Origin of the sequence: Bordetella genomosp. 9, assembly GCF_002119725.1 — a bacterium.
GTDB lineage: Bacteria > Pseudomonadota > Gammaproteobacteria > Burkholderiales > Burkholderiaceae_B > Bordetella_C.
The window spans coordinates 2847275-2870428 of the sequence record NZ_CP021109.1 but is presented as its reverse complement, the minus strand read 5'-3'; the positions used below and the strand labels follow the sequence as shown (position 1 = coordinate 2870428).

Below are 23154 nucleotides of genomic sequence, written 5' to 3'. Positions count from 1 at the left end.
GCCGCGGGTTTCGTTGAACCTTTACGCAGAAGGAGCATCCGATGATGGAAAAGACAGAAGGCACCGTGCAGAAATGGGCGGGCAAGGCGCAGGACGCGGTGGGCGAGATGACCGGCGATGCCGGCACGCAGCTGGAGGGCAAGGCGCGCGAACTGGCCGGCCGTACTCAGCAGTCGTATGGCGAGCTGTTGAATATGGTGCGCGACTGCGCTTCCGAGAGGCCCTTTGCCACCGTGGCGGTGGCCGTCGGCGCGGGCTTCCTGCTTGGGGCTCTGATGTCGCGTCGCTAGAACCCTGAGCCGCCAGGCGGCTGACGCCCGGATCGCCAGCGCCCCGCTGTTTCCAGCGAAGGCGCCGGGCATCCGGGCGTTTCTGTTGCCTTACGCAATCGCGCGCCTATCGGATTTCCCCTTTCTCCAGCCGGTACGCCCGGTCGGCAACCTGATCGACGAATGCCTGGTTCTGCTCGGAAAGCAGCACGCTGGCGCCTTGCGCCTTCAAGGCCAGGATGGCGCGCGCCATCTGCTGCACGATGATGGGCGCCACGCCTTCCGAGGGCTCGTCCAGCAGGACCAGATAAGGATTGCCCATCAGTGTGCGCGCGACCGTCAACATTTGCTGCTCGCCGCCGCTCATCTGCCCGCCGCGGCGGCCGCGCATGTCGGCCAGGTTGGGGAAGAGGGCATAGAGCTGCTCCGGCGTCCAGTGCGGCGCCGCGCTGCCGTCGGGCCAGCGCCGTGGCGGCTGTGCGGCGATCTTCAGATTCTCGCTGACGGTCAGGTCGGTGAAGATGCGCCGGTCTTCCGGCACGAAGCCGACGCCCGCGCGGGCGATCTCGTATGGGGCCTTGCGGGAGATGTCCTGGCCCATGAAGGCGACCTGGCCGCGGCGCTTTTCCAGCATCCCCATGATCGCCTTCAGCGTGGTCGACTTGCCGGCGCCGTTGCGGCCGGTCAGGGCGACGATCTCCCCGCGCCGGACGTCCAGGTCGATGTCGAACAGGATGTGGGCGGCGCCGTACCAGGCGTTCAGCTTGCGCACCTGCAACAGCACGCCGTCCGTATCCGGGGCCGTCATGCCGGGCCGCCTTCGGAAGGCACGACGGCGCCGAGATAGACTTCGCGCACCTCGGGGTCGTCGCGCACCGCCTGCACGCTGCCTTGCGCGATACATTTGCCGCGCGCCAGCACGATCACGCGGTCTGCATGCGCGAACACCACGTCCATGCTGTGCTCGGTGAACAGGACCGCCATGCCGCGCTCCGCCACCAGCTGCCGGGTCAAAGCCATCAGGGCGTTGCGCTCTTCCGCGGCCATGCCGGCCGTGGGCTCGTCCATCAGCAGCAGCTTGGGCTCGTTCGCAAGCGCCATGGCCAATTCGACCCGCTTGACGTCGCCATAGGCGAGTTCGCTGCACGGGCGGTCCGCCTGGTCGGCCATGCCGACCTGCGCCAGCAGTTCCAATGCGCGCGTGCGCGCATGCGTTGCGGCCGGACGCCACAGGGAAAAGATGCGCCGTCGATGCGACAACAAGGCCATCTGGACGTTCTCGACGACGGTCAGCGACGCGAAGGTTTCGGCAATCTGGAAGGTGCGTCCCACGCCCAGCCGCCATATGTCGCGCGGATGCAGCCCCGTCAGCTCGCGGCCGTCCAGCGTGACCGTGCCGGCGCTGGGCTTGATCTGCCCGCCCACCATGTTGAAGGTCGTCGACTTGCCCGCGCCGTTGGGGCCGATCAGCGCCAGGAACTCGCCGCCCGCGACGTCGAAATCGATACCATCCACGGCGGTCACGCCGCCGAAGCGCTTGGTCAGCCTGCGCACCTGAAGCAGGCTCATTGCGGCGTCTCCCGCGCGGGCGTGCCGCCCGCGCGCCAGCGGTCCGCCAACTGCCGGGCGAATCCCGCGATGCCCTGCGGGAAGGCCAGCACGAGCAGCAGGATCACGCCGCCAAGCAGCGCGCGCCAGTATTCGGTCGCGCGCATGATGCTGTCCTGCAGCCAGGTGTAGACGGCCGCCCCGGCCACCGGTCCTGCCAGGGCCTGGATGCCGCCAAGCAGCACCATGACCAGGCCATCCACGGATTTGCCGACCGCCATCACGTCGGGGGCAATGCTGCCTTTGGAAAACGCGTACAGGGCGCCGGCCAGCCCGGCGAATCCGCCCGCGATGACGAAGGCCAGCCACTGCACGCGCGCCACATCCAGTCCGATGGCGTCGCTGCGCAGCGGCGAATCGCGGCCGGCCCGCATGGCGTAGCCGAACGGAGAAAACAGAATGCGCCGCAACAGCCAGACGCCCCCGGCGCTCGATGCCAGGGTCAGGTAGTAATAGGCGTAGCCCGTTGTCAGCAGATCCGAGGGCCAGACGCCCGTAACACCGTTGGACCCGCCGGTCACCCCGTCCCATTGGAAAACCACGGACCATACGATCTGCGCGAAGGCCAGGGTCAGCATTGCCAGGTAGACGCCCGACAGCCGCACGCAGAACCAGCCGAAGACCAGCGCGCCGGCCGCGGCCGCCAGCGGCGCCAGGGCCAGAGCCGCTTCCATGGGCAGTGTCAGGCTTTTCAGCAGCAGGGCGGCGCCGTAGGCGCCCAGGCCGAAATACGCTGCGTGACCGAAGGAATGTATCCCCCCGGGACCCATGATGAAGTGGAGGCTGGCGGCGAACAGCACGGCGATGAGGATGTCCGTGGCCAGGATGACGGCATAGGGAAAGCGATCGCTGGCCAGGGGCAGCGCGATCAGCACAACGAGCAGCGCACCCGCCAGCAGACGCATGCCGCGGGAGGCCGGGCGCAGCGGCGCTTCGACGGGCGCCGTCGCGCGCGCCGGGGGCGCGGGGCGGCCCAGCAGGCCCCAGGGCCGCACCGCCAGCACCACGGCCATCACCAGGAACTCGGCCGCCAGCGTCAGGGGCGCCAGCGAGAAGGCCACGCCGCCCAGCCTGACCGTGCCGATGGCGATGCACAGCGCCTTTATTTCGGCGATGAGCAGCGCCGCGATGTAGGCCCCCGGTATCGAGCCCATGCCGCCCACCACGACCACGACGAAGGCGTCGCCGATCGTCCGCAGGTCCAGTCCCAGGCTGGCCGGCTCGCGCGGCACCTGCACCGCGCCGGCCAGGCCGGCGAGCGCGGCGCCAAGCGCGAAAACGCTGGTGAAGAGCCAGCCCTGGTTCACGCCCAGCGCACCGAGCATTTCGCGGTCCTGGGTGGCGGCGCGCACCAGCAGGCCCCACCGCGTACGCGTGAGCAGCAGCCACAGCAGGCAGAGCACGATAGGGCCGACGGCGATCAGCACCAGGCTGTACGCGGGAAACTGGCGCTGCAGCACGGTCACCGAGCCGCCCAGGCCGGGCGCGCGCCGTCCCAGCAGGTCCTCGGGACCCCAGATCGCCAGCGCCGCGTCATTGATCAAGAGCACCAGGGCGAAGGTCGCGAGCAGTTGCAGCAGTTCCGGTGCGCGGTAGATGCGCCGCAACAGCGCCAGTTCGACGATCGCGCCGAGCAGGCCGATCGCCGCCGCGGCGAGCAGCGTGCTGCCCCAGAATCCCAGCGGCGTCGCGCCGTAGCGCTCGGTCAGGCTGTAGGCCACGTAAAGCCCCGCCATGTAGAGCGAGCCGTGGGCGAAGTTGACGATGCGCGTCACGCCGAAGATCAGCGACAGGCCGCAGGCCACCAGGAATAGCGTGGAAGCCTCGGCCAGCCCGTTCAGCAGCTGGACCAGCAATGCGCTCAGGTCCATGCCGGCCTGCCCATAGCGGTGCGGGGGCGGCGCGCCGCCCTCGCCTGGCGCCGGCGGCTCAACGCGCTGCCGGTCGCAGTTTCCTGACCTCTTCGTCCGAGGGCAGGAAATTGGCGCCGTCCATGTACTGGTAATCGATCATGACGCCTTTGCCATCCTGCTGCGCCAGCTTGCCCACATACGCGCCCATGGTGGACTGGTGGTCGATGGCGCGATATTGGATGTGGCCGAACGGCGTCTCCACTTTCAGCCCTTCGAACGCGGAAATCAGCCTTTCGGTGTCCGCGCCGCCCGCCTTGCGCATGCCCGCGGCCATGGACATCACGGCGCTGTAGCCGATGACGGAACCCAGGCGCGGATAGTCCTTGAAGCGGGCGCGGTACGCATTGCGGAAAGCGGTGTGTTCCTTCGTCTCGATGGACGACCACGGATAGCCGGTGACGATCCAGCCGGTGGGCGTCTCGTCCTTCAGCGGGTCAAGGTATTCGGGTTCGCCGGTCAGCAGGCTGACCACCGGCGTTGCGGGAAACAGACCCCGCGTATTGCCCTCGCGCACCAGTTTGGCCACATCGGTGGCGAACAGCACGTTGAAGATCGCATCGGGCTTTGCGTCGGCCAGCGCCTGCACCACGCTGCCCGCGTCCACCTTGCCCAGCGGTACTGCCTGCTCATTGACGAATTCGACGTCCGGCTGCGCCTTCTTCAGCAATTCCTTGAAGGTGGCGACCGCGGACTGGCCATACTCGTAGTTCGGATAAACCACCGCCCAGCGCTTTTTCTTCAGTTTTACCGCTTCCGGCACCAGCATGGCCGTCTGCATATACGTGGAGACGCGCAGCCGGAAGGTATAACGGTTGCCGTCCTGCCAGACGATCTTGTCGGTCAGCGGCTCGCTGGCCAGGAAAAAGACCTTTTTCTGGCGGGCGAAGTCGGTCAGCGCCAGGCCGACATTCGACAGAAAGGATCCCATCAGAACGTCGGCACGCTCGCGCGCCAGCAGTTCTTCCGCGGCGCGCACGGCGTCGCCAGGGTTGGCATTGTCGTCCCGTGTGATCAGTTCAAGCTTCTTGCCGGCGATGCCGCCTGCCGCGTTGACCTGTTCGACGGCCAGTTCCATCCCTTTCCGGTAGGGCTCCAGAAAGGCTGGCTGCGCCTTGTAGCTGTTGATCTCACCGATGCGGATCGTGGTGCTTTCCGCGGCCGCATCGGCGCAAAAGGCGATGCCCGCCAGCGCGAGCGCGATGCCGGAACCGGCGATGGCGGCGGCGCGGGCCAGCCGGACAGCGGCGCTGCGGCCGCGCGCCGGTGTGTCGTGATTCATGACTTCCCCTCGGGTACCCGTGTAGCGATAGCCGAGACTATAAAGGCCTTTGGCGACCGAGGGGCGTTTGCCGCCTCGGCGCGGATTCAACGCGGTGTGGCGGCGGCGCGCCTCGCACGGCCTGGGACACCAGGGTCGCGGGCCTGCGCGTCCACGCCGGATTCCGGCTGCGCGGCGGGCGCCATCGCTTCGTCCGGCTCCCCGTGGGCGTTCCCGGCGATCAGCACACGCAGTATGGCCTCGCGCTCGTGGGCCGGCAGCGCCGGATCGGTGCTGGCCTTTTGGGCAATCCAGGCGGCCACGGGGACCCCGTCACGGAACAGGATGCGATTGCCGGCGACGGCCGGCACGCGCTCGCCGGGCAGGAGGGTGCCGCACAGGTTCAACGGATCCACGGCCGATATCCGCACCAGGCTGCCGTCAGGCGGGCGCCGCCGCACCTCGCGCAGGACCGGGATGGCTTCGGGCAGGGCAAATTGTTCGCCCGCCAGGCCTGCGACGAAGCGGCCCCCCCGCAGCTCCCCGCGCGCCTCCATGCGGTGCAGGACGGGCAGCCACTCGCGCCACGGCGGCAGCCAGTCCGGTTCGCGGTCAAGCAGCCGCCAGAAGACGACGCCGTAGCGCCGCAGCAGGACCCTGGCGATGTGTTCCAGGGTATCCGGCGGGACGGACGGGCGCCGCGCGGGGCCGCGGCTGCCCGCAAGGGGGGATGCCGCCGCGCGGCCGCCGCGGCTGTCCGCCAACGCCGTCGCGCCGGCATCCGCCGGGCGGCGCACCGGCGCCCAGCGGCCGGCCAGCTCAAGCGGCTGCGGCATCGCCCCCCGGCGCCGGCGCGCGGCGTGCGCGGTGCGGCGCGATGCCGGCATCAGCAGCGCTCTCAGGCCGGCGAAGCTGTCCGCCGCGATCAGCCCGGCGGCGACGAGTTCGCCCAGGGCGTCTTCCAACTGGCCGGGCAGCACGCGGGTTGCAGCCAGCAGTTCGTCATAGAACAGTGCGCCGTCCTCGAGCATGGCGTCATACACCTGGCGGGCCCGGGGCGATACGTCGAAGGCCCCATCGGCCGCGGGCAGGGCCTGCCACATGCGCAGCTGGCGGCGCGGCAGGATGACCATCGGCGTGGCGCGCACCGGACCGGCGCCAGGCCGGCTGCTGCCGCTGGTGCGAGAGGGGCCGGCCAGCCGCATCCAGGCGATCTTGCCCGCCCGTGACAGTTCATCCAGCCAGGCGGGATCGTAGTCGGCGATGCGCGCGGCGAGCAGTTCGCTTTCCCATGCCCCGGCCGGGGCCTCGTAGCCTTCCAGCTGATCCAGGATCCCTGGCAGCGCCTGCGGACCGCGCAAGCGGGTATCGGCCGACAGATGCTGCCAGTCGAACAGGAAACGCATGAAGTCCTGGCGGGAGACCGGCTCGATCTCGCTGCGCAGGCGCTTGATGGTGTAGCGGTGTATGCGCGCGAGCAGGTGACGTTCGCACCATTCCTCTTCCCGCGCGCCGGGGGTGAAGCGGCCCCGCATGGCGCTGCCTTCGCTTTCCAGACGGGCCAGCGCCATCGCGACGGCGCCGGCGGGCCAGTGCAGCAGCCGTTCGAGCGTCTGCACGGTGACCGGCCCGCTGGCGCTCAGGCGGGCGCGCAGTACGTCCAGGCGCGCGGTGTCCACGTCCCATTCCGCCTCATCGGGCACGGGCGGCAACGCGGGGTCGACATGCGTGTCGGCGAGGTCGGCCACCGCCGCCTTGACGCAGCCCAGCCGTTCCCTGGCAATCCAGAACACGTGTCCGCCGGCGATGCGCAGGCGGCAGGCGCGCCCGCTTTGCAGCAAGGCGCCAAGCCAGGCGTTCCAGCCCTCGTGGGCATCGGCTTCTTCCACCGTGACGCAAGCCAGCTCGTTCAGGGCTTCGTGCATTTCGTCCGCATCGCGCGGCTGCGGCCAGGCTTCGTCGCGCACGCGTTGGACGGCGTCCGGGTCCAGCGCGCTCAGGTCGCCGCCCGCGGCCGGGTCGGTCCATCTGCGGGCCATGACAGCCCGCGTGCGGCGTTCTTCCAACGGCGCATCGTCCAGATAGGCGTAGGGCTGCGCGCTCAGGATCTCCATCGCCAGCGGCGACGGCGCGGGCAGGTCGCGCGCGATGAGCCGGACCCGGCCCTGCTCGATACGGCGCAGCACGGCCAGCCAGCCTTCGCTATCCATGGCTTCGTGCAGGCAATCGTCGATGGTCTGCGCCACCAGCGGATGGTCGGGCACTTCGCGTTCGCCCTGAATGTTCTCCAAGCAGGCCGCCTGGTCCGGAAAGACCGCGGCAAGCAGGTCGTCGCTCTTCATGCGCTGCAGGGGCGGCGCGACCTTGCGCCCGCCCGAAAAGCGCGGCAGCGCCAGCGCCACGCCCGCGGTCCAGCGCCAGCGCACATTGAACAGCGGCGCATCGAGCAGCGCCTGGACCAGCACATGCTCGGCGTTGCCCGAACGCAGATAACGCCAGACTTCGTCCAGCGCAAAGCTGTGCGCGGTGGACAGGGACAGCACGATCGCGTCTTCCGTCGCGGCCGCCTGCAGCTCGAAATTGAAGCTGCGGCAAAAGCGCTTGCGCAATGCCAGGCCCCAGGCACGGTTGACGCGGCTGCCGAAGGGCGCGTGCAGCACCAGCTGCATGCCGCCCGCCTCGTCGAAAAAGCGCTCCAGGATCAGGGTATCCCGCGTCGGCAGTTCGCCCAGCGCCGCCCTGGCCCCGGCCAGGTAATCGACGATCTGCGCCGCGGCGGCTTCGGCGATGCCGATTTCGCCGGACAGCGTGCGCGCCGCGTGGTCCAGCCTTTCCTGCGCGGCGCCCTGGGCCAGCAGGTCGTTCACGCGCTGCCGCAGCCGCGACACGCCGATGGAAAGCTCATCGCTGCGCCCGGGAGCCTCGCCCAGCCAGAACGGAATGTTCGGCGCCATTCCCTGCGCGTCTTCCACCCGCACGCGCCCCGTCTCCACGCGCAGGATGCGATAAGAGGTATTGCCCAATTGAAAGACGTCGCCGGCCAGGCTTTCAACGGCGAAGTCCTCGTTGACCGTGCCGATGTTCAACCCCTGCGGTTCGAGCACGACGGTGTAGTCCGCGTTGTCGGGAATCGTGCCGCCAGAGGTCATGGCAGTGAGCCGGCTGCCCCGCTTGCCGCGCACCGTGCCGCTGACCGTATCCCGATGCAGGTATGAAGCGCGCTGTCCGTGGCGGCCCACGTGGCCCGACGCAAGCATGCGCAGCACCGCATCGAATCGTTCGCGCGGCAGCTCCGCGTAGGGTTCGGCCTGGCGCACCAACGCATACAGCTCGTCCTCGCGCCACTCGCGGCACGAAACGTCGGCCACGATCTGCTGCGCCAGCACATCCAGCGGCGCGCGCGGAATCCGCAGCAAATCCAGTTCGCCGCGCCGCACGCAATCGAGCAGCGCCGCGCATTCGACCAGATCGTCACGGGAAACGGGAAACAGCCGGCCCTTGGGAATGCCGCCCACATGATGGCCGGCGCGGCCGACGCGCTGCAGCAGGGCCGATATGCCGCGGGGCGAACCCACCTGGCATACCAAATCCACATCGCCGATGTCGATGCCGAGTTCCAGCGATGCGGTTGCCACCAGCACCTGCAGATCTCCCCGCTTCAGCCGTTGTTCCGCATGCAGGCGATGCTCCTTCGCCAGACTGCCGTGGTGGGCGGCCACTGCGTCCTCGCCGAGCCGCTGGGCAAGATGGCGGGCAGCGCGTTCGGCCATGCGGCGCGTGTTGACGAAGACCAGCGTGGTGCGGTGCTGCACGGCCAGCGCCGCCATACGGTCGTAGACGAGCTCCCAGACGTCGTTCGCCATGACGGCTTCCAGCGGCACAGGGGGAAGCTCGATGCCCAGGTCGCGTGCGCGGCCGTGGCCGATGTCGACGATGGCGCAATCCTTGCCGTGCCGGGCGCCCGCCAGAAAGCGCGCCACGGCGTCCAGCGGCTTTTGCGTGGCCGACAGGCCGATGCGCGCCGGCGGCGTCGGGCAAAGCGCGTCCAGCCGCGCCAGGCTCAGGGCCAGGTGGCTGCCGCGCTTGGTGCCGGCAACCGCATGGATTTCGTCCACGATCACCGTGCGGGTGGTGGCGAGCATCGCGCGGCCGCTCTTGGACGTCAGCAGCACGTACAGCGATTCCGGCGTCGTGACGATGACGTGCGGCGGCCGCTTGCGCATCGCGCTGCGGTCCTGCTGCGTCGTGTCCCCCGTCCGCACCGCGGTGCGGATGCCGTGATCGGGCAAACCCAGCTTGCGCAGCGCGTCGTTGATGCCCGCCAGCGGCGCTTCCAGATTGACGCGGATATCGTTGGACAGCGCCTTCAGCGGAGACACGTAGACGACCGTGGTTTCGTCGGGCAATGCGCCGCCCGCCGCGGCGCTTTCGCACACCAGTTCGTCGATGGCGGCGAGGAAAGCGGTAAGCGTTTTGCCCGAGCCGGTGGGCGCGGCGATCAGGGTGGGGCGGCGCTGCCGGATGAGCGGCCACGCCGCCTGCTGCGCCGGGGTGGGGGACGGGAAGGCGCGGCGAAACCAGGCGGCGACGGCGGGGTGGAAGTCGTCCAGCGCCTCGGCGCCGGCGGGAAGGGCGGTCATGGTTTCTTATATCGGGGCGCCGCGGCCGAAGTCAACCGCGCCGCCGGCGGGCCATTGGCGACCGTGTCGCGGCCGCTCGAATGCCCCTGCAAGGGCCGCAAGCCGCTTCAAGGCCTGCCTGGCAGAATGCCGCTGCGGGCCGCTTTGGCGCCCTTCGAGCCGTCTTCAGGGCCGCACGATGGCGAGCTTGGCGGCCAGCGCCACGAACGCCGCGGCAAATCCGCGCCGCAGCCAGGCCAGTACCGCCGGGCGGCCGATGACGCGGTCCTTCACCCTTGCGGCGCACGCCCCGTAAAGCGCGAAAACCAGGAAGGTCATCAGCATGAAGACGCCGCTCATCTCGAGCATGCGATGCAGCGGCGCCGGCTCGCCGGGCGCGAGAAACTGCGGCAGGAAGGCGAAGAAAAACAGCGACAGCTTGGGGTTGAGCAGGTTGGTCAATATCGCCGAGCCGATGACGCGCAGCGCGGAGCGGGGCGCGGCGGCATCGCCGTCCACGGACAGCGCGCCATTGTCCTTCAGGCTTTGCCACGCCAGGTAAAGGAGATAGGCGACGCCCAGGTATTGCACCGTGCGAAAGGCCAGCGCGCTGGCATGGAGCACGGCTGCCAGTCCAGTCATGGCGGCCAGCATGTGGGGCACGATGCCCAGGGTGCAGCCGAAGGCCGCAATGATGCTGGCGCGCGTGCCGCGCGTCAGGCCGGCGGCCACGGTGATGACCACGCCCGTTCCCGGCGAGGCCACGACGATCAGCGACGTGATCAGGAATTCGATGCTCATGCGTGGTCTCCGGATGGGGGTAGCAACCGCGTCCCCGGTGGTGTGCACGGGAACCGGCGTGGCCGCGGCTTGCTCGCATGGCGGCGCATCGCGGTTGCGTCGCGCCCGCCTCCGGGCGGCCGGCGGCCGTCACGAAGAATCCCGGCATTGTGCCCACGAATCCGGGATGGCGGGAAGAGGGGCGTCTAAGATGTGGGCATGAAGACGACACTGGACGAAATGCAGACCTTCATTGCCGTGGTGGACACCGGTTCCATCACGGCCGCATCGGCCCAGTTGGGCCAGACGGTATCGGCCATCAGCCGGGCGCTCGGCCGCCTGGAACGCAAGCTGGAGACGACGCTGCTGCAACGCACGACGCGCCGGCTCGCCCTTACCGAGGAAGGCAAGGTGTTCCTGGCCGAGGCCCGCCGCATCGTGGAGTCGGTCGATGCAATGGAAGAACAGATGGCGGTGCGGCGCCAGCGTCCGGCCGGTCTGCTGCGGGTGAATGCGGCGTCGCCCTTCATGCTGCATGTGATCGTGCCGCTGGTGGGCGACTTCCGGGCGCGCTATCCGGAAATCTCGCTCGAACTGCACACGAGCGACCAGATCATCGATTTGCTCGAACAGCGCACGGACATCGCCATCCGCATCGGCCCCCTGCGCGATTCCACGCTGCATGCGCGGCCCCTGGGCAGCAACGCCTTGCGTATCCTGGCCAGCCCCGCTTATCTGGCCGAACGCGGCAAGCCCCGCACGCCCGCCGACTTGGCGCGCCACAGCCTGCTGGGATTTACCCAGCCGGACAGCCTGAACCAATGGCCGTTGCGCCATGCGTCCGGGGAGTCGATGGCCATCCAGCCCACGCTCGCGGCGTCCAGCGGCGAAACCTTGCGCCAATTGGCGCTGGCGGGACAGGGGCTGGTGTGCCTGGCCGACTTCATGACCGTCGAGGACCGCCGGCGCGGCGACCTGGTGCAGGTGCTGACCCGCCACACCGTCGATGTGCGGCAGCCGGTGCATGCCGTGTATTACCGGAACACCCAGCTGGCGTCGCGCATCGCCTGTTTTCTCGACTACGTGGCCGAGCGCATGCAGCCGGCTCGGGCCTAGGGGTAGCCGCGCCGATCAGTTCTGGCGCAAGGCGGCGGCGCGCCACCGCATGAGCGCCGCCTGGCAAGCCTGCTCCACATCGCCGGCGCCGGATCCGCCAAGCAGGGCAGCGCCCTGCCGCCTGCATTCCTTCTGCATGAACCTGTCGAAACCTTTCTGAGACGCCTCGAGCGCGTGCATGGCATGGGGCGTGGCGGCGGAATCGATCTGCTTAAGTTGCGCCGCCGTCGTTGCGTAGGCCTGCCGCATCGCCTTGCGCGCCACGTCGATGCGGTTCTGCAGGCAGGCTTTCAGCGCCGTGCGCGGCTGGCCGCCGATGTCTTTCGCACAGGCGTTCAGTTCGTTTGCCGCGGCGGATGGCGTGCCTTGCAGTGACAACAAGTCTTGCGATGACCCGGTACCTTGTGATGCTGCCGTACCTGGCGGCGAGGCCGGCACCGCGGGCCCGGCCGCGGCGATGGCGGCCGCGGCGGCAAAGGTCAACCCTGCAAGGGCTCGTGTGATCGTCGATGCCGGATTCATGCCGTTTCTTGCTCCTACGCTCGTTGTCTACGCTCGTTGTCTACGCTCGTTGTCCCTTGGTGCGCCGGGAAAATGGCTGCGGCGATTGTAGGGCGCGGGCGCCGGTCCGGCATGGCGGGCGACGTTGAAACGGCGCGCGAGATCGCGAATTCAAAAAATACCGGACGGCGGCGCCGGAGTTTCAGAATTTCGGCCTGGACGGCCCTCATGCGGCGTCATGAAAGATCACGCCCAGCACGTGCCGACGGCCGGCGCGAACCTGGCTCACGCCGTGGCGCAGCTTGACCCGGTAAGTGCCGCGAACGCCCTGCACCGGCCGTTCGTTTACCGCAAACACCACGCCGTCGCCCTTGTTCAAGGGCACGACGTGGACGCGCGACTGCATGCGCGGGCGCTGCTCGGTCAGCACGAACTCGCCGCCGCTGTAGTCCGTGCCTGGCGCGGACAGCAGTATCGCGATCTGCAAGGGAAACACGTGTTCACCATACAGGTCCTGGTGCAGGCAGTTGTAGTCCCCCGCGCCGTAGCGCAACAGAAGCGGCGTCGGGCGGCTTTGCCCCGCCTGATGGCAGCGCCGCAGAAAGCCCGTAAGGGTGGGGGGATAACGCACCGCATGGCCCATGGCGGCGTTCCAACGGTTCGCGATGGGCGCCAGCTTCGCATAAGCCTGGTCGCGAAGCGCCTGGATCAGTTCAGGCAACGGATAGTCGAAGTACTGGTACTCGCCTTGCCCGAAGCCGTGGCGGCTCATGACGATACGGCTGCGGAATCTTGCCGCTTCGTCGTAACAGGCCGCCACGGCGTCGCATTGGGCGTCCGAAAGCAGCCGCGGCAGCACCGCGCAGCCGCTGGCGTCGAGCAATCGTTCGGCCGAGGTCCAATCCTGGTCTTTCAGACCTTGTGGCGGCTCTTGCAAGGGCGGCGGCGACATGGCGGGCACGAAAAAAGAGGGGGCCTTTCAGTCTAGCGGCATGGCGCTGTGGCGCACTCCGCTTGTTGCGCCGTAGGCCAATGGTGCCAGTGCGCGATCCGGCCGGCCCGCCGGTTCGCGGGCCTGCGAGATCATGTGGGGGCGCGAACCGCCTGGCGCGCCAGCAATTTCCACCCGTCCGCCTGCCTGTGCCAGACCAGCAGGATCCTCAGACTCACATGGCCGGGCTTGCCGCCGTCATTGGTGTCCGCGTCCATCAGATGGCGCACCAGCGCGACGTCGCCGACCACAATGATGTTCTGCTCGCTCAGTTCGATGCGCCGGAAGTCCGAGCGGCGCGAAACCAGGGCGTCGATGAACGCGGCCTTGTCTTCCACCGTGCCATTGGAATGGCCGTACGACAGGGCATCGGCGGTCAGGGCGGCCAGGCTGCCGCCATCCGGGTCGAGCATCTGCCGCCTCAGCGCTTCGACGCATTCGGCGACTTCTATTCGAGCATCATCAGTCGTCATATAACAAGAGACGCTTTTCAGCGCAGCGAAAGCCGGGAGTTCGGCGGATAGGGATTTTTACCATGTACGTTGTCGTACATCAATGCTATAGTCGCCGCGTCTGCCGGACCTCATGCATCGCGCCGGCGGCCATACGCAAAAGCCGGCCCTGCCATGGGCCTCCATAAGACGAGACAGAACGCGCGATGAGCTTTTCCCTGGATTTCAGCAGCCTCTGGCCCTATTGGCCGGTGTTCCTCAAGGGCGCCTGGCTGACCCTGAAGATGACGGCCGTGGCGATCTTCTTCGGCGTCATCCTTGGCACGCTGGTGGCCTTCGCCAAACGCAGCCGGTTCCGTCTGCTGTCGCGCGCCTGCGCGGCCTATATCGAAGTGGTCCGCAACACGCCGTTCCTGGTCCAGATTTTCATCCTGTTCTTCGGGCTGGCCAGCGTGGGTGTGCGTCTGCCCACGTTCGCCGCCGCCGTGCTGGCCATGATCGTCAACATCGGCGCCTATGCCGCCGAAATCATCCGCGGCGGCCTGGAGGCCGTGCCGCGCGGCCAGATCGAGGCGGCGGAATGCCTGGGGCTGTCGCGTTGGCGCATCGGCTGGCACGTCATGCTGCAGCCGTCCATCGAAAAGGTCTATCCCGCGTTGACCGGACAGTTCCTGCTGATGATGCAGGCTTCTGCCGTGGCCTCGCAGATCTCCGCCGAAGAGCTGACCGCCGTGGCCAATACCGTCCAGTCCGACACGTTCCGGTCGCTGGAAACGTACCTTGTGGTCGCTGCCCTCTATCTGGCCCTGTCGTTTCTGATCAAGCTCATCGCCTGGGTGGTGGGCGAGTACGCGTTCAAGCGGCGGCGCGCCGTCCGCCGCGCCGCCGCCCTGGCCGGCAAGGCGCCGCCCAAGCGCGCGAACGTGACCACGGCCATCAAGCGGGGGGCGGCATGATGAATGGCTTCTCAATGGCGCACCTGTGGTACCTGGTGCAGGCGATCGGATGGACGCTGGCCCTGTCGGCCCTGGCGTTCGTGCTGGGCAGCATCGGCGGCTTCGGCGTCATGCTGGCGCGCATTTCGCCGCGCCGCTGGCTGCGCACGGCCGGCTTCGTCTATATCGAAATCATCCAGGGCATTCCGCTGCTGATCCTGCTGTTCATCGTGTACTTCGGCCTCTCGGTCTATGGCTACGAAGTGCCGTCGCTGGTGGCGGCGGGGCTGGCATTGATGATCTATACCAGCGCTTATCTGGGCGACATCTGGCGCGGCTGCGTGCAAGCCATGCCCAAGCCGCAGTGGGAGGCATCGGAATGCCTGGCCATGACGCGCTGGCAGACACTGCGGCTGGTCATTATTCCGCAGGCCGTGCGCCTGGCCCTGCCATCGACGGTGGGTTTTTTGGTGCAGCTGATCAAGATGACCTCGCTGGCGTCGGTGATCGGGTTCATCGAGCTGACCCGCGCCGGCCAGATCATCAACAACTCGATTTTCGAACCCTTCCTCGTGTTCGGTCTGGTGGCCGCGTTCTATTTCGCGCTGTGCTACCCGCTGTCCCGCTGGAGCCAATCGATGGAGAACAAGCTGAATGTCGGCAATCGTTAAGCTCGATGACGTCTATAAGCGCTTTGGTTCCAACCAGGTGCTGCAGGGCGTGTCCTTCGAGGTTGCCAAAGGCGAGATGATCGCGGTCATCGGCGCCAGCGGCTCCGGCAAAAGCACGGCGCTGCGCTGCATCGATCGGCTGGAGACCATCGACCAGGGCCGCATCGAAGTGTGCGGCATCCGTGTCGATGCGCCAGACGTGGATTTGCGCCAGCTGCGCCTGGAAGTCGGCATCGTGTTCCAAAGCTACAACCTGTTCGCCCACCTGACGGCGCAGGAAAACATCATGCTGGCCCTGCGCCACGTCAAGAAGAAAAGCCGGGACGAGGCGCGCCGCATCGCCCTGTCGGTGCTCGAGCAGGTGGGCCTGGCGCAGAAGGCCGACGCCTATCCCGAGCAACTGTCGGGCGGCCAGCAGCAGCGCGTCGCCATTGCGCGGTCGCTGGCGATGGCCCCCAAGGTCATGCTGTTCGACGAGGTGACTTCCGCGCTGGATCCGCAGCTGACGGGCGAAGTTTTGCGCGTGATGGAGAACCTGGCCGCCGATGGCATGACCATGCTGCTCGTCACGCACGAAATGGCGTTCGCCAAGCGCGTGGCCGACCGCATCATCTACATGCACCAGGGCAAGGTCTGGGAAGTCGGCGACGGCAGCATGCTCGACGCCCCGAAAACGCCGGAGCTGCGCGCGTTTCTCAGCAACGGGTTATAGCGCCGCGCCGGCCGCCCGGCCGGTCTGCGCGGCGATTCATCAACGAATCGATCGACCGTTCATCCACCAGGAGACACACTTGAAATTCAAACATCTTTTCCTGCGCGGCTGCGCCGCCGCGTTCCTGCTGGCCGGCACGGCCCACCTTGCCGCGGCGGACGAACTGGCGGACATCAAGAAGGCCGGCAAGATCCGCGTGGCCATCGCCATGGGCACCCCGCTGTTCAGCTACGTCGATGAGAACCTGAAGCCCACGGGCTCGGACGTCGATACGGCGGCCTTGCTCGCCAAGGATCTGGGCGTCAAGCTGGAAATCGTCCAGGTCACCAATGCCGCCCGTGTGCCGACATTGCAGGCCAGGCGCGCCGACCTGGTGATCGCCGATCTTTCGATCACGCCGGAGCGCGCGAAGGTGGTCGATTTCTCGGTGCCATACGCGGTCATTTCCCTGATCGTCGGCGCGCCGAAGGACATCAGGATCAAGGACTATGCCGACCTCAGCGGCAAGACGATCGGCCTGACCCGCGCGACGGTCAACGACAGCATCACGACGGAAAAAGCCAAGGGCGCCGACATCAAGCGCTACGAGGACGATGCCACGCTTATCACGTCCATGGTGACAGGACAGATAGACATCTTTTCCAGCACGCCGTCCAATCTTGCCGAAATGCAGAAGCGCGCGCCCCAGCGCAATCTGGAGATGAAATTCGAGCAGAAGGACTTCGACCTGGGCATCGCCTTGCAGAAGGACCAGCCCGCATTGAAGAACTGGGTGGACAACTGGGTTCGCGAGAACCTGAAGAACGGCAGGCTGAATGCCATCTACAAGAAGTATCACGGCCGCGATCTGCCGGCCCGCATTACGCAGGTGCAGAGCTGATCGGCATTTGAGCCGGCGCGCATCGCGCGCCATCGCCACCGCCACCGCCATCGCCATCGCCATCGGCGGTACGGCGGAACCAAAGGGAAACGGGGACCACTAGAGGCTCTCGTTTTTTCCTCTCATGGTTCCGAATCCATCATGGCGATATCCAAAAGGGCGGCCGGCCCGCATGCCCGCCGCGCGGCTTTGTCTCATCTGATGCGCCGTACGGTGATGGGCAGCCTATTCATGCCCGTCTCGCTGTACGCCGCGCCAGAGGAGAGCTTTCGCACGGCCGAGTACCAGGCTTCCTGGGGCCTGGGAATGATCAATGCGGCCCCGGCGTATGCCATGGGCTATACGGGCAAGGGCGTGCGCGTCGGCGTCGTGGACGATGGCGGCGCCTACGGCCACCCGGAATTCGCGGGACGCGCATGGCCTTGGGGCACGCAGATCGATGCCGCCACAGGTGACGTTATCGAGCCGGGTGTTCACAGCACCGCGGTGGCGGGGCTCCTCGCCGCAGCCCGGGATGGCATCGGCATGCATGGAGTGGCGTACGACGCCACGCTCTTCCCGGTGCAGGGCTTCTACGATGGCGGCCCAATGTTTTCCGACGAGGCGATTCGCGAGGCGGTGGACAATGGCGTACGCGTCATCAACGGCAGCTATGCGCCACAGGTGTATCCGTTGCCGGAAATGGATGCGGAAGACGCGAATCCCACGTACACGCCGCAATCGATCCAGACGCTGCTCCTTGGATCCGATGGACGGCTGCAGAATTTCAGCGACGAGGCCGAGGCGCTGCGCTACGCGGCCGCAAACGATGTCCTTACTGTTTACGCCGCCGGGAACGAAGCAGGGGTTCATCCCGTGGCCGCACGGCATCCCGGGGGGTTCGGTCTGTTGCCCTTCATTCATCCGGGCAACCATGCGGCGGGGATATACCAGATTGTCGATGGGGGACAGGAGTGGGAAATGTCCGCTTATTCTCCCGAGAATTATCCGAAGATAGACCTTCAGGACCCGCGGCTGCGCGCCTTCGATTTCCGCGATCTGGAAGGGACATTGATTGCTGCCGTCGCAGTGCGCCGCGACAGGACAATCGCCAGCTACAGCAACGGCTGCGGTGTGGCGTGGCGGTGGTGCATCGCTGCTCCGGGCGGCGACGGTCCTGACGCCGGGGAAGATGCCGCGTCGTCGTTCCTCTATACGACCTGGGTAAATGGCCGCTACAAAGTTCGCGGCATGGCCGGAACATCATTCGCCGCTCCTCTTGTCGCGGGCTCGGCGGCAGTGCTGCGTCAGGCCTTCCCCTACATGACGGCGCGGCAAGTCGCCGAAGTGCTGCTGACTTCGGCAGACCGCTCCGGTCATCTCGCCGATCGGGCCTTGTATGGCCGTGGATTGTTGGACCTCGGCCGCGCGGTGCGCGGGCCGGTGGAATTCGGGGCGGAAGGTTTCGACCCGATCTTCGACGTGGACACCAAGGGCCATGATTCCTGGTGGCGCAACGACATCACGGGTCGTGGCGGGCTGACCAAGCGGGGCGCGGGAACCTTGTTGCTGACCGGCGCGAACCGGTACACGGGCCCCACCGTCGTCCGGGGCGGCACGCTCGCGGTGGAGGGCTCTATCGCATCATCCCGGCTGACAGTCGAGCGTGGCGGAACGCTCTCCGGAGCCGGCACGGTCGGGCCGGCCGACGTTGCGGGCATCGTAGCGCCGGGCAATCCCGGCAAAGCGCTGCATGTGGCGGGAGACTACGTTCAGCGCCGCGAAGGGGTGTACCGCGTCAGCATTGCCGGCGATGGCGCCACGGCGGACCGCATCTCGGTCGCCGGCGCCGCGCGTATCGACCAAGGCCGGCTGCAGGTCATCGGCATCAAGCCGGCCGCCATTGGCCGGACCTTCACCATCCTGGAGGCCGGCGGCGGCGTGAGCGGCGACTTCGCGCCGGTCGAGAATCCTTATTTGTTCCTCGACTTCGCGCAGGGCACGCAGGGGCAGGATCGCGGGCGCTACCGCTTCGCGGTTTCACGCAATGCCAGGCCCTTCGGCGTGGCGGCCCGCACGCGGAACCAGCGGGCGGTAGCGCGCGCCCTTGACAGCGCCACGGCCGGGCTGGGGCCGTACGACGCTACCGTCATGGCGACCCGTACGCAAGGGCTGCCGCGCCAGTTCGACTTGTGGTCGGGCGAATCGCATGCCAGCATGCTGACCGCGCTCAATCTTCAGTCATGGCGGATCGGGCAGGCGGCCCTGGGCCGTGCGCGCGGCATGCAAGGCGGCAACGCCGCCGATGGATCGGCATCCGCGCCCGCAGCCGTGGCCGGGCAGGGCAACGATAAGGCGGCATGGGCGCGCTATACCGGGTCGCGCGACAAACTGTCCGGCGTGGGCCATGCCGCTGGGCTGGAGACAGCCAGCTCGGGAATCCTGATCGGCGCCGATTCGCAGGTTGCGCCGCACACCAGACTCGGTGCGATGGCGGGGTTTTCGCACGGCGGCGTGAAGGTGCGGGACCGGCGCAGCAATGCGAAGCTGGATACCTACACCATGGGTGCCTATGGCGCCACCCGCGCAGGCGGGCTGAACCTCAGGTATGGCAGCGCCTATGGTTGGCATGGCGTGTCCTCCCGGCGGGATACGGGAGCGTTCGGCAGCGCCGACGGCCGCTACAAGGCGCGTACCTGGCAGCTGTTCGGAGAAGCCGGCATGCCGTTCGAATCGGGCGCCGCGACGCTGGAGCCGTACGCCGGCCTTTCGTATCTGGACACACGCCGCGGCCGCTTCTCGGAATCGGGCACGGCGGGTTTGCGGGCGGACAAGGCGAGCCAGCACCTCAGTTTTTCGACGCTCGGCCTGCGTGGGGCCAGCCGCTGGGAGGCGCACGACGGGTCGCGCTGGTCCTTGCACGGCGGCACGGGCTGGCGGCACGCCTATGGCAGCATCGAGCCGGCCGCGCGGATGCGCTTTGCCGATGGCGAGGCGTTCCACGTTGCCGGCCTGCCAGTCGCTCGCGATGCCTTGCTGCTGGAAGGCGGCGTGGGCGTCGAGTCCCCCGCCGGCATGCGGTTTACGCTGGGCTACAGCGGGGAACTCGCGCGCAGCGCTCAGTCGCACGCCATCCAGGCCAGGGCCAGCTGGGCGTTCTGACCTCGACGGGCGCAGCCGCGCGGCGGCGTTTTTCGTTATGCTGTCCCGCTTCAAGGCATCCCTCGGTATCCGGTATGACGGGACGGCAGCTCAGCATCAGACAATACCAGGAAGAGGTGCGTCTGCACCGGCACGATTTTCATCAGATCGTGCTGCCGCGCGCCGGCGTGCTGCATCTGGACATCGAAGGCCGGGGCGGGATGGTGGCGCAAGGCCGGGGCGCGTTCATTGCGGCGGGCTGCGACCATGCGTTCCGGGCGCACGGCCGCAACGCCTTTGTCGTGCTGGACGTGGGCAACGCGCACGGCGATCCGCCGGATGTGGATCGCCCGCCTTTCTTCACCTTTACGCCGGCGCTGCAGCACCTGCTCGATTATCTCGAGGCCCTGCCCATGCAGAACGATGTCCCGGCTTCGCTTCACGGGCCCTGGTCGGCGTTGATGCTGCAGGCGCTTGGCGCGAACGGAAAACCTGCCGATGATCCAGGCGCGCGGGTCATCGAACGGGCGCTTGGAATGATGCGTCGCCATCTGGACCGCGACCTCTCGGTCGCCGACATCGCGCGTGGCGCGGGCGCAAGCACCGCCAGGATCTACCAGTTGTTCCGCGACCGCATCGGCAAAACGCCCCACGAGGCGCTCGTCGATATGCGGCTGGATGCCGCGCAGCGCCTGCTCGCCTCCACGACCCTGCCCATCGCCGAAGTCGCGCGGCGTACCGGGCATGCGGACCAGAGCACCCTGACGCGACGGTTGCGCCGGTCGCGCGGTGTCACGCCCGGGGCATACCGCCGCGCCGCGAAATAGGCGCAACTCCAAAGGAATGGCACAGAATCGTGGAAGCACGGACAACCGGTTTCCGCCCCGCCCGGCTATGCTGTGCGACTTTGAACCGCGGCGGATGGCGCTGATGTGCCGCCGTGCGCCGCGGCTTTATCACGAGACTGACCGAGACGATGACAATGCGGGCGATGACCGGGACGGGCGTCGATAACGCCGGTGCGGGGCGAGCTACTGGGATAGGCGTGGTCGCCATTCTTTTGTGGGCGGCGCTGGCGCTGCTGACCGTGCGGGCCGGCGGCGTGCCGCCGTTTCAACTCCTGGCCCTGAGTTTCGGCGTGGCCTTCATAGGCGGAGTGTGCGTGCTGCTGCCGCGCGGCCGGGCCGCGCTGGCGGAGATGCGCCAGCCGGCCGGTGCCTGGCTGCTGAGTTTCGGCGGCATTTTCAGCTACCACGCGCTGTACTTTTTCGCGTTGTCGCACGCCCCCGCCGCGCAGGCGAGCCTGATCGCCTACCTCTGGCCGCTGTTCATCGTCCTATTCTCGGCGCTCGCGCCCGGCGAACGCCTGCAGGCCCGCCATCTTGCGGGCGCGGTGCTGGGTCTGGCCGGGACCGCGCTCATCGCGCTGGAGCGAGACGGCGGCGCCGGCTCGGCATGGCCTCTGGCCGGTATCGCCGCGGCGTTCGGGTGCGCTCTGATCTGGTCGGGGTATTCGGTCCTGAACCGCCGCTACGCCAGCGCCCCGAGCAGCATGATGGTCGGCGTGTGCGGCCTGGTGGCGGTGGCGGGTGCCGTGTGCCATGGATTGCTGGAAACGACGGCGCCCGTCAGCGGGGGCCAATGGGCCGCGATCGTACTGCTCGGGCTTGGCCCCACGGGGCTGGCGTTCCTGGCGTGGGATTACGCGACCAAGCACGGGCATCTGGCTTTGCTCGGCCCCTTGTCGTACCTGGCGCCCTTGCTGTCCACCGTTCTGCTGGTGGTCACCGGCGCCACGCCGGCCCGGCTCACGCTGCTATTGGCGGCGCTTTTGATCATCGCGGGCTCGGCCGTCGCGACGTTCGCCGGACGCCGGCGCTGATACAGGATGCCAAGTGCGTCGCTGGCACCGGCGCAGATCCGGCACCAGCTCAGCGCTCCGCAGAGACGGAAGCGTGCCCGCAACCGGCTTTGCGCCGCTTCAAAGCATTTCCAGCGGCCGCTTGCGGCGCGGGGGTGGAAAGGCGTCGTCCAGTTCGGCGATGTCCTGCTCCGTCAGCCTGACCTCCAGGGACGCCTGGTTCTGTTTCAGGTGTTCCAGGGATCCCGTCTTAGGGATCGCGATGACGTTGGGTTCGCGCAGCACCCACGCCAGCGCGATGGCGGCCGCCGTCACCCCATGCCGTCCGCCGATACGCCGCAAGGCCGGATCGAGCAGCAGACGTCCCTGCTCGATCGGCGAATAGGCCATGACGGGGATGTTGCGGGCGCGGCACCAGGGCAGAAGATCGTGCTCGATGCCGCGGCGGCCAAGGTTGTACAGCACCTGGTCGGTCTGGCAGCGCTGCCCCTGCGGCACGGCGGTCAGTTCCTCCATATCGTCCGTGTCCAGATTGCTGACGCCCCAGCGGGCGATCTTGCCTTCCTGGACGAGCCGCTCCATGGCTTCGACGGTTTCCGCCAGCGGATGCGGGCCGCGCCAGTGCAACAGGTATAAGTCGATGCGGTCCACGCCAAGCCGCCGCAGGCTGGCTTCGCAGGCGCGCGGCACCCCGCGCCGGGACGCATTGCCCGGCAGTACCTTGCTCACCAGAAAGACCGCATCGCGCCGGCCCTGGATGGCGCGGCCGACGATTTCTTCGGCCCCGCCGTTGGCGTACATCTCGGCCGTATCGATCAGCGTCAGCCCGGCGTCGATGCCGGCCTGCAGGGCGCGGATTTCCGCGGCGGCGCGGTGCGCCGATTCACCCATGAACCAGGTGCCCTGTCCAAGGGCGGGCACCGTGGATCCATCGGGAAACGCGACGGTGCGGCGTGTGCTCATGGCTGCCTCCTGCACCGGTCCCGCCCGGCATGAAGTGCGGACGGCAGGAACCGGCTTGCGTGCGGGACTGGCGGTCCGCCGTGGCGGCCCGCGTCCCCGGTTCCCTCAGCCGCAACGCAGCGCGGTCAGCGCGCCTTGCTGGTCCAGGATCAGGTTGATGCGTTCGGGGTCGTACTCCATCGTCATGACCTCGCCCGGCTTCAGGATCCGGGTTTTCCGGGACGACGATTTCTGCTTGATCTCGTTTTCGACCGAGCCGGTCAGCCGCGTGCCGATCAGGTTCTGGACGGGCTGCGCATCGCACATCTGTCTGCCGCCGGCAAAAGGCGTGTTGTAGGCGGAGCCGCCATAAGAACCCGAGTCGGGCGTCGTGCCCGCGGTCGGGCTTTCGGCGTCGGGCGAATTGGCGGCCTGTCGGCCGGTGGTCGTGCAAGCGGCCAGACCGGCAAGGAGGATGACAGGGATGAGCTTACGGATCATGCGAACCCCTATTGCTTCGTTGAAT

19 protein-coding genes and 1 pseudogene are annotated in these 23154 nt (G+C 67.8%); 9 read left to right on the top strand and 11 right to left on the bottom strand.

What is annotated here, in order from left to right:
• The first annotated feature begins 41 nt into the window (after window positions 1-41).
• Window positions 42-290: a CsbD family protein gene (locus CAL13_RS13135; protein WP_086057793.1), complete on the top strand. Its 249-nt coding sequence runs from the start codon at window positions 42-44 to the stop codon at window positions 288-290.
• Between the two features lie 109 nt (window positions 291-399).
• On the opposite strand, the pseudogene CAL13_RS13130 reads toward CAL13_RS13135, so the two are convergent.
• From CAL13_RS13130 to CAL13_RS13105, 6 genes and pseudogenes are all read right to left on the bottom strand, one after another.
• A pseudogene (locus CAL13_RS13130) lies at window positions 400-1077 on the bottom strand (ABC transporter ATP-binding protein); the annotation flags it as partial.
• A complete protein-coding gene (locus CAL13_RS13125) occupies window positions 1074-1838 on the bottom strand; it encodes an ABC transporter ATP-binding protein (protein WP_086072626.1) in 765 nt (254 codons plus the stop codon). The pseudogene CAL13_RS13130 and the gene CAL13_RS13125, both read right to left, overlap by 4 nt.
• Entirely contained in the window at window positions 1835-3748 is a 1914-nt protein-coding gene (locus CAL13_RS13120; protein ID WP_086072625.1) for an ABC transporter permease, read from the bottom strand. Before CAL13_RS13120 ends, CAL13_RS13125 begins: the two co-directional genes overlap by 4 nt.
• Window positions 3749-3806: 58 nt before the next feature.
• Window positions 3807-5069, bottom strand: a complete 1263-nt coding sequence (locus CAL13_RS13115) for an ABC transporter substrate-binding protein (protein ID WP_086072624.1) — start codon at window positions 5067-5069, stop codon at window positions 3807-3809.
• 86 nt (window positions 5070-5155) lie between these two features.
• Window positions 5156-9688: a DEAD/DEAH box helicase gene (locus CAL13_RS13110; protein WP_086072623.1), complete on the bottom strand. Its 4533-nt coding sequence runs from the start codon at window positions 9686-9688 to the stop codon at window positions 5156-5158.
• 165 nt (window positions 9689-9853) lie between these two features.
• Window positions 9854-10468 (bottom strand): LysE family translocator, encoded by a 615-nt coding sequence (locus tag CAL13_RS13105; RefSeq protein ID WP_086057787.1) that lies wholly within the window; start codon window positions 10466-10468, stop codon window positions 9854-9856.
• A gap of 198 nt (window positions 10469-10666) precedes the next feature.
• Here CAL13_RS13105 and CAL13_RS13100 point away from each other — a divergent pair, with 198 nt between their 5' ends.
• A complete protein-coding gene (locus tag CAL13_RS13100) occupies window positions 10667-11563 on the top strand; it encodes a LysR family transcriptional regulator (RefSeq protein ID WP_086059450.1) in 897 nt (298 codons plus the stop codon).
• Between the two features lie 15 nt (window positions 11564-11578).
• Here CAL13_RS13100 and CAL13_RS13095 read toward each other — a convergent pair whose 3' ends face one another.
• The 3 genes from CAL13_RS13095 to CAL13_RS13085 all read right to left on the bottom strand — a co-directional run bounded on the left by CAL13_RS13095 (window position 11579) and on the right by CAL13_RS13085 (window position 13528).
• Complete coding sequence (locus CAL13_RS13095; protein WP_157664872.1) at window positions 11579-11941, bottom strand: lysozyme inhibitor LprI family protein; 363 nt, start codon at window positions 11939-11941, stop codon at window positions 11579-11581.
• A 349-nt stretch (window positions 11942-12290) separates the two neighbouring features.
• Window positions 12291-13016 (bottom strand): 2OG-Fe(II) oxygenase, encoded by a 726-nt coding sequence (locus CAL13_RS13090; RefSeq protein ID WP_086072621.1) that lies wholly within the window; start codon window positions 13014-13016, stop codon window positions 12291-12293.
• A gap of 131 nt (window positions 13017-13147) precedes the next feature.
• Window positions 13148-13528, bottom strand: coding sequence for a nuclear transport factor 2 family protein (locus CAL13_RS13085; RefSeq protein ID WP_086072620.1), 381 nt, complete (start codon window positions 13526-13528; stop codon window positions 13148-13150).
• A gap of 185 nt (window positions 13529-13713) precedes the next feature.
• Here CAL13_RS13085 and CAL13_RS13080 point away from each other — a divergent pair, with 185 nt between their 5' ends.
• The 7 genes from CAL13_RS13080 (at window position 13714) to yddG (ending at window position 21707) form a co-directional block, all read left to right on the top strand.
• Complete coding sequence (locus CAL13_RS13080; protein ID WP_086057783.1) at window positions 13714-14463, top strand: amino acid ABC transporter permease; 750 nt, start codon at window positions 13714-13716, stop codon at window positions 14461-14463.
• Complete coding sequence (locus CAL13_RS13075; protein WP_086057782.1) at window positions 14460-15113, top strand: amino acid ABC transporter permease; 654 nt, start codon at window positions 14460-14462, stop codon at window positions 15111-15113. The genes CAL13_RS13080 and CAL13_RS13075 overlap by 4 nt, the downstream gene beginning before the upstream one ends.
• Window positions 15097-15825, top strand: a complete 729-nt coding sequence (locus tag CAL13_RS13070; RefSeq protein WP_086072619.1) for an amino acid ABC transporter ATP-binding protein — start codon at window positions 15097-15099, stop codon at window positions 15823-15825. Before CAL13_RS13075 ends, CAL13_RS13070 begins: the two co-directional genes overlap by 17 nt.
• 79 nt (window positions 15826-15904) lie before the next feature.
• The gene (locus CAL13_RS13065) at window positions 15905-16705 is read left to right on the top strand and encodes a transporter substrate-binding domain-containing protein (protein ID WP_086072618.1); all 801 of its coding nucleotides are present in this window, start codon (window positions 15905-15907) and stop codon (window positions 16703-16705) included.
• A 141-nt stretch (window positions 16706-16846) separates the two neighbouring features.
• Window positions 16847-19846 carry an autotransporter domain-containing protein gene (locus tag CAL13_RS13060; protein ID WP_086072617.1) on the top strand — a complete coding sequence of 1000 codons (3000 nt, stop codon included), beginning with the start codon at window positions 16847-16849 and terminating at the stop codon, window positions 19844-19846.
• A gap of 74 nt (window positions 19847-19920) precedes the next feature.
• The gene (locus tag CAL13_RS13055; protein WP_086072616.1) at window positions 19921-20652 is read left to right on the top strand and encodes a helix-turn-helix domain-containing protein; all 732 of its coding nucleotides are present in this window, start codon (window positions 19921-19923) and stop codon (window positions 20650-20652) included.
• 155 nt (window positions 20653-20807) lie between these two features.
• Window positions 20808-21707: an aromatic amino acid exporter YddG gene (gene yddG / locus CAL13_RS13050; protein ID WP_086072615.1), complete on the top strand. Its 900-nt coding sequence runs from the start codon at window positions 20808-20810 to the stop codon at window positions 21705-21707.
• Window positions 21708-21806: 99 nt separating this feature from the next.
• Here yddG and CAL13_RS13045 read toward each other — a convergent pair whose 3' ends face one another.
• Window positions 21807-22649 carry an aldo/keto reductase gene (locus CAL13_RS13045; protein WP_086072614.1) on the bottom strand — a complete coding sequence of 281 codons (843 nt, stop codon included), beginning with the start codon at window positions 22647-22649 and terminating at the stop codon, window positions 21807-21809.
• 105 nt (window positions 22650-22754) lie between these two features.
• Window positions 22755-23129: an I78 family peptidase inhibitor gene (locus CAL13_RS13040; RefSeq protein WP_086072613.1), complete on the bottom strand. Its 375-nt coding sequence runs from the start codon at window positions 23127-23129 to the stop codon at window positions 22755-22757.
• Between the last annotated feature and the right edge of the window lie 25 nt (window positions 23130-23154).